General features: G+C 50.9%; 13 protein-coding genes and 1 tRNA gene. All 14 read left to right on the top strand.

The features are described 5' to 3' along the window. Window positions 1–118 precede the first annotated feature (118 nt). The 14 genes from Q9292_RS12050 (at window position 119) to nuoG (ending at window position 11,967) form a co-directional block, all read left to right on the top strand. Window positions 119–829 (top strand): pirin family protein, encoded by a 711-nt coding sequence (locus tag Q9292_RS12050; RefSeq protein ID WP_313988368.1) that lies wholly within the window; start codon window positions 119–121, stop codon window positions 827–829. 30 nt (window positions 830–859) lie between these two features. Next, on the top strand, window positions 860–1,432 hold the full coding sequence (locus Q9292_RS12045; RefSeq protein ID WP_194748181.1) for a flavodoxin family protein: 573 nt from the start codon (window positions 860–862) through the stop codon (window positions 1,430–1,432). 53 nt (window positions 1,433–1,485) lie between these two features. After that, window positions 1,486–2,058, top strand: coding sequence for a YceI family protein (locus Q9292_RS12040; RefSeq protein WP_194748180.1), 573 nt, complete (start codon window positions 1,486–1,488; stop codon window positions 2,056–2,058). Between the two features lie 67 nt (window positions 2,059–2,125). Next, window positions 2,126–3,205, top strand: a complete 1,080-nt coding sequence (locus tag Q9292_RS12035; protein WP_313988362.1) for an alkene reductase — start codon at window positions 2,126–2,128, stop codon at window positions 3,203–3,205. Window positions 3,206–3,372: 167 nt separating this feature from the next. Then, complete coding sequence (tpiA, locus tag Q9292_RS12030) at window positions 3,373–4,182, top strand: triose-phosphate isomerase (RefSeq protein ID WP_313988360.1); 810 nt, start codon at window positions 3,373–3,375, stop codon at window positions 4,180–4,182. A 52-nt stretch (window positions 4,183–4,234) separates the two neighbouring features. Then, window positions 4,235–4,579: a preprotein translocase subunit SecG gene (gene secG, locus Q9292_RS12025; RefSeq protein ID WP_275355808.1), complete on the top strand. Its 345-nt coding sequence runs from the start codon at window positions 4,235–4,237 to the stop codon at window positions 4,577–4,579. A 6-nt stretch (window positions 4,580–4,585) separates the two neighbouring features. Next, window positions 4,586–4,670, top strand: a tRNA-Leu gene (locus Q9292_RS12020). Window positions 4,671–4,762: 92 nt separating this feature from the next. Beyond that, complete coding sequence (locus Q9292_RS12015) at window positions 4,763–5,140, top strand: NADH-quinone oxidoreductase subunit A (RefSeq protein WP_228518757.1); 378 nt, start codon at window positions 4,763–4,765, stop codon at window positions 5,138–5,140. 6 nt (window positions 5,141–5,146) lie between these two features. Then, a complete protein-coding gene (locus tag Q9292_RS12010) occupies window positions 5,147–5,626 on the top strand; it encodes a NuoB/complex I 20 kDa subunit family protein (protein WP_018985714.1) in 480 nt (159 codons plus the stop codon). 43 nt (window positions 5,627–5,669) lie between these two features. After that, the gene (locus Q9292_RS12005) at window positions 5,670–6,266 is read left to right on the top strand and encodes an NADH-quinone oxidoreductase subunit C (RefSeq protein ID WP_275355805.1); all 597 of its coding nucleotides are present in this window, start codon (window positions 5,670–5,672) and stop codon (window positions 6,264–6,266) included. A gap of 116 nt (window positions 6,267–6,382) precedes the next feature. After that, window positions 6,383–7,636 carry an NADH-quinone oxidoreductase subunit D gene (locus tag Q9292_RS12000; RefSeq protein WP_313988352.1) on the top strand — a complete coding sequence of 418 codons (1,254 nt, stop codon included), beginning with the start codon at window positions 6,383–6,385 and terminating at the stop codon, window positions 7,634–7,636. 47 nt (window positions 7,637–7,683) lie between these two features. Continuing rightward, on the top strand, window positions 7,684–8,163 hold the full coding sequence (gene nuoE / locus Q9292_RS11995; RefSeq protein WP_194748174.1) for an NADH-quinone oxidoreductase subunit NuoE: 480 nt from the start codon (window positions 7,684–7,686) through the stop codon (window positions 8,161–8,163). Window positions 8,164–8,173: 10 nt separating this feature from the next. Next, window positions 8,174–9,508: an NADH-quinone oxidoreductase subunit NuoF gene (nuoF, locus tag Q9292_RS11990; RefSeq protein WP_194748173.1), complete on the top strand. Its 1,335-nt coding sequence runs from the start codon at window positions 8,174–8,176 to the stop codon at window positions 9,506–9,508. Between the two features lie 26 nt (window positions 9,509–9,534). Continuing rightward, window positions 9,535–11,967 carry an NADH-quinone oxidoreductase subunit NuoG gene (gene nuoG, locus Q9292_RS11985; RefSeq protein ID WP_313988347.1) on the top strand — a complete coding sequence of 811 codons (2,433 nt, stop codon included), beginning with the start codon at window positions 9,535–9,537 and terminating at the stop codon, window positions 11,965–11,967.

Raw genomic sequence — 11,967 nt, 5'->3', positions numbered from 1 at the left:
GCAGTTTAAGTGCTAACAGCTTCATCAAAAAATCTGAACAAGTGATGCAAAATGTTTTGCTATCTAAAGATTAAGTGTTTTTTTATCATACATTTAAACTTTCAAATGGAGTGAATAAATGTTGCATGTTCGCCCTTCAAATAGTCGTGGTTATGCGAATCATGGCTGGTTACAAAGCTTTCACAGTTTTTCTTTCGCCAGTTATTACGACCCTGAGCATATGAGCTACTCGGTGTTGCGGGTGATCAATGACGACAAAATCGCCCCTGACACGGGATTTGGTATGCATGGCCACCAGGACATGGAAATTATTACCTACATGTTGGCGGGGGAGTTGCGCCATACTGACAGCATGGGCCACAGCGCAGTGATTCGCGCGGGGGATGTGCAGCGCATGAGTGCGGGCACGGGTATCCGTCATAGTGAGATGAACGCCTCCTCGCAGACCACGTCCCATTTGCTACAAATCTGGATCACCCCTGATACGCAAGGCTTGGCCCCGGCGTATGAAGATAAAACCATATCGCTGGCTGACAAGCAAAACCGCTGGGCCTTGATTGCTTCGTCTGATGCCCGCGCCGGGTCATTAAAAGTACATCAGGATCTGTCATTGTATGCCACGGTACTGACAGCAGAGGCTGCTTTGCCGGTTCAGGTCAATGCGGGACGCTGTGCTTACCTCCATATTGCATCCGGCGCAGTGGTGATCGATAGCCAACAGTTGCAGACAGGGGATGCTCTCAAGGTAGATGCCCCGGTTTCTCTCTCGATACTTGCTGCGCAAGACAGCGAAATATTATGGTTTGATCTGCCTGAAATAGTCGAATAATCGTTTTACATTTTTTAAAGGAGCAATGACATGACTCAAGTTTCAATTGTTTATCACAGTGGGTATGGTCATACCGCTGAGCAAGCCAAAGCCGTGGCCCGTGGCGCGCAAAAGGTTGCGGGTGTGACCGTCAATCTGTTAACTGTGGATGAGGCGCAGCAGCAGTGGGATCTGCTCAAGGCCAGCGACGCCATTATCTTTGGCAGCCCAACCTATATGGGTTCGGCTTCAGGCCAGTTTAAAACCTTTATGGATGCCAGCTCCAAGGCCTGGTATACCCGTGACTGGAAAGACAAGATTGCGGCTGGCTTTACCACTTCTGCCAGCCAGAGTGGTGACAAGCTTAGTACCTTGATCCAGTTGGCTGTGTTTGCCGCGCAGCATGGCATGATTTGGGTGGGCCAGGATTTGCTGCCGGGGAACAATAACAGTAATGGTTCGGTCAACGACTTAAACCGTCTGGGCAGCTTTTTAGGTGCCATGGCGCAGGCGAATGCTGACCAGGGCCCGGACTTGGCGCCGATTCAGAGTGACTTGCTCACGGCAGAGCACCTGGGTGAGCGTGTGGCCAGTGTTGCGTTACGTTTTGCGAAAGCCGCTTAACCACGGCCTCATTAAAAACCTATCCTAATTCACGATCTAACAAGGAGAACTCAGTGAAAAAGTTAATTTTGACGCTCGGCTTGATGATGGCTACTCAGGCCTGGGCGGTGACCGATACCTACAATATCGATGGCACCCACAGTTTTGCCAATTTCAGTATCCGTCATGTTGTTTCCAAAACTTCAGGGACTTTTAATGATGTCAGTGGCGTCATTACCCTGGATCCTACCAATCTGAATACGGCGACCGTACGTGCTGCGATCAATGTCAGCAGTGTGAATACTGGGTTTGGCAAACGTGATGAACATATCAAGGCGGATAAGTATCTGGATGTGGGCAAATATACCCAGATTTTGTTTGAGAGCACCAAGATCACGGCCAGCAACCAGACGCAGGCAGTGATGCAGGGTAAGCTGACCATGCATGGCGTGACCAAACTGGTGGATATTCCCGTGAAAGTGTTGGGCTATGGCGCCGATCCATGGGGTGGCCAGCGCGCAGGTTTTGAGGGGCATTTGACCATCAAAGCTTCTGATTATGGTTTTGGCTGGGCGACGGGCGCAAATGCGCCGGTCGGTGACGACATTGAAATAACCTTGTTGGTTGAAGGTGTGAAAGCAAAATAATTTTAAATCCATGCGCGGACGTTTTGTCCGCGCAGTGTTTATTGTATGCAGGGAATGAGGAGCGAGTATGACATTGGATTTATTTTCCCCGGGCAAACTGGGCAGCATTGAGATCAAAAACCGTATTGCAATGGCCCCACTGACACGTAACCGTGCAGGCGAGGGCGGTGTACCACAAGCAATGAATGTCACCTATTATGAGCAGCGGGCGACTGCCGGGCTGATTATTACCGAAGCGACCCCGATCTCACCGATGGCGCATGGCTATCCTGCTTTGCCAGGCATTTATACTGATGCGCAGGTGGCTGGTTGGAAAAAAGTGACTGATGCTGTGCATGCCAAGGGCGGAAAAATCGTCATTCAGTTGTGGCATGTAGGCCGTATTTCACACCCCAGCCTGTTACCCAATCAGGCATTGCCAGTGGCGCCTTCAGCAATTAAGCCTGCCGGCCAGGCATTTACCTACCAGGGTTTACAAGATTACGTGACCCCGCGCGCACTGGAGGTGTCCGAATTGGCTGGCATCGTGCAGGATTATATTCATGCCACAAAATGTGCCATTGCAGCGGGTTTTGATGGTGTAGAAGTGCATGCGGCCAATGGTTATCTGCTAGACCAGTTTTTGCGCGACGGTAGCAATCAGCGCCAGGATCAATATGGCGGGCCGGTAGAAAACCGTATGCGATTACTGCTCGAGGTGGTGCAGGCGGTGGTGGATACCATAGGCGCAGACAAAGTGGGGGTGCGCTTGTCACCGGTGAACCCATTTAATGATATGCATGATAGCCAGGCGCAGCAAACATTCAATCATGTCACGGATGCCCTGAATCGCTTCAAGCTGGCCTATCTGCATGTGGTGGAAGGGGGCATTCATGGCGGTGGCAAAGCTGAGCCATTTGATTTTGCGGCGATGCGTAAATTGTTTAAGGGCGGTTATATCGCAAACCTGAGTTATGACAAGGCGCGCGGGAATGCGGCGATTGCCAGTGGCCATGCAGATGCAGTCGCTTATGGTGTTCCGTTTATTGCCAACCCGGATCTGGTTGAGCGGTTTGCAAAAAATGCTCCACTCAATGAGGCTGATTCCAAAACGTTTTACGGCGGTACCGAGCATGGCTACACCGACTATCCCTTCTTGAGTGCCTGATCGTACTCGTGTCTATCTTGTGTTGACGGGGTAGACACGCTCTACTTGGCGACTAATGCTTGCTGCTCAGGAGGCGCGAGCGTAAAATCCGCACAACCGAATATTTGCGGGCCTCTCTGGCTCGTTATATATGCATCCACATCATGCCTCTGCGAGCTTAATTCTGCATGTCTAGCACCAGCACTGTTTCATCTACTCCAATATCCCTGGCCTCAAGAAAGCTGGTGGTTGCCAACTGGAAAATGCATGGCAATCTCATGCGTAACCAGCAATTGATTCAGGCCTACCTGCCAGCTTTGGCCGCTTGTACGCGCACTGAGGTCGTGGTCTGCGTGCCTTATCCCTATCTTGCGCAAATTCAAACCCTGTTGACGGGAACTTCTGTCGCTTGGGGCGCACAAAATGTTGCGAAATATGAGGAAGGTGCCTACACCGGTGAAGTAGGGGCGCAAATGCTGACCGATTTTGGCGCCAGGTATGTGATTATTGGCCACTCGGAGCGCAGCACGGCTTATTGTGAGTCCGATGAAAATATCGCTGAAAAATTCATGATGGCCAAACGGCATGGCTTAACACCTATTTTATGTGTGGGTGAAACGCTGCTGGAGCGTGAAGCAGGCGTCATGGAACGTGTGGTTGGCAAGCAGCTGGAAACCATCATCCGCTTATTTGGCGGTGAGGCCTTTGCTGGCAGCATTGTTTCTTATGAGCCGATCTGGGCGATTGGCACCGGGCTGGCGGCCACTTCGGAGCAGGCGGTCGCCATGCATCAGTTTATTCGAGAGACGGTTGCCGCCTCTGATAAAACCGCGGCTGACACGCTAAAAATCCTCTACGGGGGCAGCGTAAACCCGCAAAATGCGGTACAATTGTTGAATCAGAAGGAAATTGATGGCGCGCTGGTCGGTCGTTGCTCGCTAGATGCAGAGCAATTTATAAAAATATGTCAGGCCGTCCCTGAAAATAGCGTCATCTAGATAGCGAAAGAGCCAAAAGCCAAATCGTTATTACTTAATGGATTAAAGAAATATGGAAAACGTCATTCTCGTCATTCATGTGCTGGCAGCTGCTGCCGTGATTGGCCTGGTCTTATTGCAGCATGGTAAGGGTGCCGATATGGGCGCCGCTTTTGGCAGTGGAGCCTCCGGCAGTCTGTTCGGCGTGTCTGGTTCCTCTAATTTGCTGAGCAAGCTGACATCGATTTTTATTTCAGTGTTTTTTGCAACTAGCTTGACGCTGGCCTTTATGTCCAGCCATAAAGCAAGTTCTGGCAGTGTGGTTAAATCCACAGTGACCCAACAGGCTCCGGCCAAAGGTGAGGCTGCAGAAGTGGCCAAGCCGGTTGAAAATACACCCAAAGATATTCCTAACTAAACATTGGCCGTCGTGGTGAAATTGGTAGACACGCTATCTTGAGGGGGTAGTGACGAAAGTCGTGCGAGTTCGAGTCTCGCCGACGGCACCAGATAGAGTTGCTTGCAACTTTGCTCTGGCAGGGAATAGATGGTTTGGGAGTGTTTTAATGGGCGGCTAGCTGCATTGAAATAACTTGTTAACATGATCGATGAAGGCAAATCAGTGTTAGAAAACTATTTCCCGATTTTGATGTTTATCCTGGTGGGGCTGGGCGTTGGTCTTGGTCCGTTGCTTGCCGGTAAAATTCTCTCTCCGCACAAACCTGATGCGGAAAAAAACTCTCCATACGAATGTGGTTTTGAAGCCTTTGAAGATGCGCGCATGAAGTTTGACGTGCGCTACTATCTGGTCGCCATTCTGTTTATTCTGTTTGATCTCGAAATCGCGTTTCTTTTTCCATGGGCGGTGGTGATCCAAGAAATTGGTTCTGCTGGCTTCTGGGCAATGATGGTGTTTTTATTTGTATTGGTGGTCGGCTTCATCTTTGAATGGATGAAGGGCGCCCTTGAATGGGATTGATGCAAAATGAGCATTGAAGGCGTATTAGAAAAAGGCTTTGTTACCACCACGCTGGATACGGTGATTAATTACACCCGTACTGGTTCATTGTGGCCGATGACGTTCGGTCTGGCTTGCTGTGCGGTTGAAATGATGCATGCCGGCGCTTCGCGTTACGATCTGGACCGTTTCGGGATTGTGTTCAGGCCCAGCCCACGTCAGTCTGACGTGATGATTGTGGCGGGCACGCTGGTGAACAAAATGGCCCCTGCGCTGCGCAAGGTGTATGACCAGATGGCAGAGCCGCGCTGGGTAATTTCCATGGGCAGTTGTGCTAACGGTGGCGGCTACTATCACTACTCTTATGCAGTCGTGCGCGGCTGTGACCGGATTGTGCCGGTGGATGTATATGTGCCTGGGTGTCCTCCCACTGCCGAGGCCTTGTTGTACGGCATCATCCAGTTGCAAAAGAAAATCAAGCGTACCAATACGATTGCCAGAACCTGATGGTGACGCGCTCTGACAACATACTAAGCCCTAGAAATTAACTATGTCTGCAAAACTCGAACATTTGTCTGCACAGCTCAAGTTGGCCTTGGGTGAGGGTGTGGTCAGGCTGGAGCAACAGTTGGGTGAACTCACGGTGGAAGTCCATGTGAAACACCTGCTGGCCGTGGCTGAAAAATTGAAAACCCATGCGGAGCTCAAATTTGAGCAACTGATTGACTTGTGTGGGGTGGATTATCTGGAGTATGGCGATGGCCGCTGGGAAGGTCAGCGCTTTGCTGTGGTGCTGCATTTGCTTTCGGTCAGTTTGAATCAGCGTGTGCGTATCCGTGCGTTTGCAGCTGACGATGACTTTCCTGTGTTTCCGACCTTGGTCGATATCTGGCCGGTCGCCAACTGGTTTGAGCGTGAAGCCTTTGACCTCTACGGCATTATGTTTGAAAATCACCCCGATTTGCGTCGTTTGCTGACAGATTACGGTTTTGTCGGTCATCCTTTCCGTAAAGATTTCCCCATGATTGGTAACGTTGAAATGCGTTATGACCCTGTTCAGCAGCGCGTCATCTACCAGCCGGTATCGGTAGAGTTGCGCAATAATGTGCCAAGGATTATTCGTGATGAAGGTGCTCACCATGGCTAATCACTTGCAAGCTTCAATCCAATGCGGCGTTGTCATTGCTTGCCGTATTGACTCATACAGTCTGTGCAATTCCGCCTTGTTTTGGGCTGAATCTTGCAAGCTGAGGAATGGTTAGTATGGCTGAAATTAAGAACTATACGATGAACTTCGGCCCGCAGCACCCTGCGGCACACGGTGTGTTGCGTTTGGTGCTGGAGCTGGATGGTGAAGTGATCCAGCGCGCCGATCCACACATTGGCCTGCTGCACCGTGCCACTGAAAAACTGGCTGAGAACCGTACTTATTTGCAAAGTGTGCCTTACATGGACAGGCTTGATTATGTCTCCATGATGGCCAATGAGCACGCCTATGTCATGGCGATTGAAAAAATGCTCGGCATTGAGGTGCCAGTGCGCGCGCAGTATATCCGCGTCATGTTCGACGAAATTACCCGTATTCTCAACCACTTGCTGTGGCTGGGCGCACATGCGCTGGACGTCGGCGCCATGACGGTTTTCCTGTATGCGTTCCGCGAGCGTGAAGATTTGTTTGATGTGTATGAGGCCGTGTCTGGCGCCCGTATGCATGCGGCGTATTACCGCCCGGGTGGCGTATATCGTGACCTGCCGGAAAAAATGCCGCAACACGAAACCACCAAATTCCGTAGTGCAGAAGAAATCAACAAGCTCAATGAAAATCGTCAGGGTTCCATGCTGGATTTCATTGAAGACTTTACCAATCGCTTCCCGACGTATGTCGATGAATATGAAACACTCTTGACCGATAACCGTATCTGGAAGCAGCGGACAGTGGGTATTGGCGTGGTGACACCGGAGCGTGCCTTGGCGCTGGGTATGACAGGTGCGATGTTGCGTGGCTCTGGTATTGCGTGGGATTTGCGCAAGAAGCAGCCGTATGAAGTCTACGACAAGATGGACTTTGATATCCCGATTGGCGTCAATGGCGACTGTTATGACCGGTATCTGGTGCGTGTGGAAGAAATGCGTCAATCCAACCATATCATCAAACAATGCATAGACTGGTTGCGCAAGAACCCAGGGCCAGTCATTACAGATGACAATAAGATTGCCCCGCCAAACCGCGAAGGCATGAAAACCAATATGGAAGACTTGATCCACCACTTCAAGTTATTTACCGAGGGTTTCCATGTCCCAGCAGGGGAGGCCTATGCCGCGGTTGAGCATCCCAAAGGCGAGTTCGGGATTTATATGGTGTCAGATGGTGCCAATAAACCCTACCGCCTGAAAATCCGTGCGCCGGGCTTTGCCCATTTGGCTGCATTGGATGAGATGACCAGAGGCCACATGATCGCCGACCTGGTAGCCATCATTGGGACACAAGATATTGTGTTCGGTGAGATCGACAGATAATCCGAACAACGTGATAGCGCGGATCGAAAAGATAGTAAGGTAAAAGCATGCTCAGTGCAGAATCGATTGAAAAGATTGAATACGAACTGTCCAAATATCCAGCTGACAGGCGTCAGGCAGCGGTGATGTCTGCATTACGCATCGTCCAGATGGAGCGTGGCTGGTTATCCAAGGAAAGTATTTCCGAAGTAGCCAAGTACTTGCGCATTCCGGAAATCGCGGCGTTAGAAGTCGCTACCTTCTACAATATGTATGATCTCGAGCCAGTCGGAAAATACAAAATTACCGTCTGTACTAATATTTCTTGCATGTTGCGTGGCTCGGATGAGATTGTCGAGCACTTGCAGCACAAGTTGGGTGTGGGATTCAACGAAGTCACAGCGGATGGCAAATTCTGCCTGAAAGAAGGCGAGTGCATGGGCTGTTGCGGCGGCGCACCGTTACTACATGTGAATAACAGTGAAATGCATGAATTTCTGACCACCGAAAAAGTGGATGCCCTCATTAACGAGCTAAACAAGGGCTAGGATACGGAATATGGCTAAGACTTCAAATGCTTCCTTGAATAGTAAACCAGTGATCAAAACTGATTTGGCCGGCCAGACTTTGGTGACTTTGCGTACACTTAGCGAAGACAATCCTGCCGCCCTGGCAACGTATGAGAAATTAGGCGGCTATGCCCAGCTCAAGCGCTTGGTGACCGAAAAAGTGAAGGCCCCAGATATCATCAGCCAGGTCAAGGTGTCCAATTTGCGTGGTCGAGGTGGTGCAGGCTTCCCGACTGGCCTCAAATGGAGCTTTATGCCGCGTTATTACGACGGCACCAAATATCTGGTTTGCAACACAGACGAAGGCGAGCCAGGCACATTTAAAGACCGTGACATTATCCGTTATAACCCGCACCAGTTAATCGAAGGCATGGCGATTGCCGCTTATACGCTGGGTGCTCGCGTGGGGTATAACTATATCCACGGTGAAATCTGGCAGGATTATGAGATTTTTGAGGCTGCGTTAGCTGAGGCGCGTGAAGCTGGCTACCTGGGTGAAAACCTGTTCGGCACTGAATTTAGCTTTGATCTCTATGCTGTCCATGGATACGGTGCTTATATCTGCGGTGAAGAAACGGCCCTGATTGAGTCGATTGAAGGCAAAAAAGGGCAGCCTCGTTTCAAACCACCATTTCCGGCTAGCTACGGTGTATTTGGCAAGCCAACCAACGTCAACAATACCGAGAGCTATGCCTCCATCCCCTGGATCATGCAGCATGGCGGTCAGGCATTTGCAGATTTAGGCGTGCCTAATTCTGGCGGCAGTAAGTTATTCTCGGTGTCTGGTCATGTTGAAAAACCAGGTAACTACGAGATCAAAATGGGGACGCCTTTTAAGGACTTGCTGGCCATGGCCGGCGGTGTTTGGAAAGGTCGCAAGTTAAAAGCGGTGATTCCTGGCGGCCCTTCCACTGCGGTCATGCCAGCGAGCGCCATTGAAAATGCCACCATGGACTATGATGGCTTGAGCAAAGCCGGCTCCAGCCTGGGTGCGGGTTCCATGATTGTGATGGACGAAACCACCTGCATGGTGAAAACACTCAAGCGCTTGAGCTATTTCTTTTATGAAGAAAGCTGTGGGCAATGCACGCCTTGCCGTGAAGGCACCGGTTGGGTGTATCGCATTATCGAGCGTATTGTCGATGGTAAAGGCAAGATGGAAGATCTCGACTTGCTGACAGATTTAAGTAATAACATTTCTGGCCGAACCATCTGTGCTTTGGGTGATGCTGCAGCAACGCCTGTGTTGAGTTTCATCAAGCACTTCCGTCCCGAATTTGAGTATTACATCCAGCATGGCAAATCCATGGTAGATGGTAAATAAACGGTTTTAAGCTTAACGGTAATCACATGCTAAACATCGAAATTGACGGCAAACCTCTAGAAGTCGAACATGGCAGCACCATTATTGATGCGGCCGATGCGGCAGGGATCGCCATCCCGCGTTTTTGTTACCACAAAAAGCTGTCGGTGGCCGCCAACTGTCGTATGTGTCTGGTGCAGGTAGAAAAATTCAACAAACCGCTGCCTGCTTGTGCCACCCCGGTGGCGGACGGCATGAAGATTTACACCCGCAGTAAGTCTGCCGTGGAAGCCCAGCAAAGCGTGATGGAGTTTTTGCTGATTAACCACCCGCTGGATTGCCCAATTTGCGACCAGGGCGGTGAATGTGACTTGCAGGATATTGCCGTCGCTTATGGCGCGTCTGGCTCACGCTATACCGAAGAAAAACGAGTGGTCTTCAATAAAAACATTGGTCCGCTGGTCAGCACTGACATGACCCGTTGTATTCAATGTACCCGCTGTGTGCGCTTCCTGAAAGAAGTGGGGGGCATGCAGGAGCTAGGTTTGGTCAATCGTGGCGAGCATGCCGAGATTACCGCTTATGTTGACCAGTCTGTGAACTCTGAGCTCAGCGGCAATATTATTGATTTGTGCCCGGTGGGCGCGCTGACCAGCAAGCCTTTCCGTTACTCTGCACGCAGCTGGGAGCTGGTGCGCAGACCTTCGATTGCGCCACACGATGGCTTGGGTTCGCACATTGAAGTCCACGTCAAAGATCATAAAGTCATGCGTGTGTTACCGCGTGAAAAAGAGTCGATTAACGAATGCTGGCTGTCTGACCGTGACCGTTTCTCCTACGAGGGCTTGAACAGTCCGGACCGCCTCAAGGTGCCCATGATCAAGCACAACGGGCAATGGCAGGAAACTGACTGGAAAACAGCCATTGAGTTTGCAGTGGGACAGCTCAAAGACATTACCAAACAATATGGCGGTGATGCCTTGGGCGTGCTGGTTTCTCCGAATAGCACCATGGAAGAAGGCTACCTGATCAAGCAGCTGGCAGATGGCCTGGGCTGTGGCAACGTGGATTACCGCCTGCGCCAGACAGACTTCCGCCTGGATGGCAAACGTACCGGCACCCCATGGATGGGCTGCAATATTCAGGAAATCGAAGAGCTGGATCGCATCCTGCTGATTGGTTCGAATATCCGCAATGAACATCCTTTGCTGGCACAACGTATCCGCAAAGCCGTTTCCAGAGGGGCTGAATTATGTATTGTCAGCCCGCTCGATAACGATCCATTGATGGACATTGCACATAAAGTCATTGTGCGCCCGAACGACATGGTGAATGTGTTGGGTCAGATCCTCAAAGCCATGTCCGGGTTGCAAAAACTGTCGCTATGCTTGCCACCCACACTGAACAAGTTACTCGAAGAAATCCAGGTACGTCCCAATACGCAAAAAATTGCAGAGTGCTTGGCGGGTATCAGCGACGACTTGATCCTGATTGCACCCAAGGTTGGTATTTTTCTAGGTAATATGGCCTTGAGTGATCCCCGTTTTACCGAGATGTACAGTATGGCTGAAGCCATTGGCGGCATCAGCGGTGCGAAAGGCGGTATTTTACCGCCAGCGGCAAACAGCACCGGCATGCATTTGATGGGTGTCATGCCTACAGCCACTGGCATGCACGCGCGCGCCATGCTGGAAGTCCCACGCAAAGCGTATCTATTGCTCAATATCGAGCCTGAGCTGGATTGTCAGCATGCCGCACTGGCAGCCGATGCCATCGCTAAAGCCGAGTGCGTGATTGCCTTGACGGCTTACAAGTCTGCAGCACTCGACAACGCCGATATCCTGCTACCGATCACGCCATTCACCGAGACCTCAGGCAGCTTTATGAGCATGGAAGGGCGTGTACAGAGCTTCCAGGCCGTGACGCGTCCTCTCGGCGAAGCGCGCCCAGGCTGGAAAGTCCTGCGTGTGCTGGCAAATACGCTGGACTTGCCTGGCTTCGAATACAACAGTTCCGACGAAGTGAAAAATGCCATCTTTAATGGTGAGAAGCCCTCGGCCGTGGTCTGGCGCAGTCTCAACAACAACCTCAAAGAGCTGGTAGAAATTCAGGTGAATATCAAGAAACAAGGCCTGCAGCGAATTGGTGAAGTGCCACAATACGAGTCTGACCCGATCGTGCGCCGTTCTGCGCCCTTGCAAAAAACCAAATACAACATCCGTCCGATGGCACGGATGCATGCTGACCAATTGGCCGAGCTTGGCTTGCAAGATGGCGACATCGTTGTCGCCCGTCAGGATAAAGGCAGTGCTGTGCTTAAAGCGCGTCTGGATAACCACGTTGCCAAAGGCTGTGTGCGTGTGGCTGCAGCGCATCCACTCACTGCGGGTCTGGGCGATTTGATGGGGGACATCACCATTGAAAAAGCTTCTGCCGAGCAAGTGGCAATTTACGAAAAACAACTGACCGAGATGGCATAA

The organism is Methylophilus sp. VKM B-3414, assembly GCF_032248435.1.
GTDB lineage: Bacteria > Pseudomonadota > Gammaproteobacteria > Burkholderiales > Methylophilaceae > Methylophilus > Methylophilus glucosoxydans.
This window is presented reverse-complemented; position numbering and strand designations above follow the sequence as displayed.

What these genes read in the sequence shown, in the direction of transcription:
- Q9292_RS12050 (WP_313988368.1), top strand. Translation starts at nt 119, where the DNA reads ATGTTGCATGTTCGCCCTTCAAATAGTCGTGGTTATGCGAATCATGGC.
- Q9292_RS12045 (WP_194748181.1), top strand. Translation starts at nt 860, where the DNA reads ATGACTCAAGTTTCAATTGTTTATCACAGTGGGTATGGTCATACCGCT.
- Q9292_RS12035 (WP_313988362.1), top strand. Translation starts at nt 2,126, where the DNA reads ATGACATTGGATTTATTTTCCCCGGGCAAACTGGGCAGCATTGAGATC.
- tpiA (WP_313988360.1), top strand. Translation starts at nt 3,373, where the DNA reads ATGTCTAGCACCAGCACTGTTTCATCTACTCCAATATCCCTGGCCTCA.
- secG (WP_275355808.1), top strand. Translation starts at nt 4,235, where the DNA reads ATGGAAAACGTCATTCTCGTCATTCATGTGCTGGCAGCTGCTGCCGTG.
- Q9292_RS12015 (WP_228518757.1), top strand. Translation starts at nt 4,763, where the DNA reads ATGATCGATGAAGGCAAATCAGTGTTAGAAAACTATTTCCCGATTTTG.
- Q9292_RS12010 (WP_018985714.1), top strand. Translation starts at nt 5,147, where the DNA reads ATGAGCATTGAAGGCGTATTAGAAAAAGGCTTTGTTACCACCACGCTG.
- Q9292_RS12005 (WP_275355805.1), top strand. Translation starts at nt 5,670, where the DNA reads ATGTCTGCAAAACTCGAACATTTGTCTGCACAGCTCAAGTTGGCCTTG.
- Q9292_RS12000 (WP_313988352.1), top strand. Translation starts at nt 6,383, where the DNA reads ATGGCTGAAATTAAGAACTATACGATGAACTTCGGCCCGCAGCACCCT.
- nuoE (WP_194748174.1), top strand. Translation starts at nt 7,684, where the DNA reads ATGCTCAGTGCAGAATCGATTGAAAAGATTGAATACGAACTGTCCAAA.
- nuoF (WP_194748173.1), top strand. Translation starts at nt 8,174, where the DNA reads ATGGCTAAGACTTCAAATGCTTCCTTGAATAGTAAACCAGTGATCAAA.
- nuoG (WP_313988347.1), top strand. Translation starts at nt 9,535, where the DNA reads ATGCTAAACATCGAAATTGACGGCAAACCTCTAGAAGTCGAACATGGC.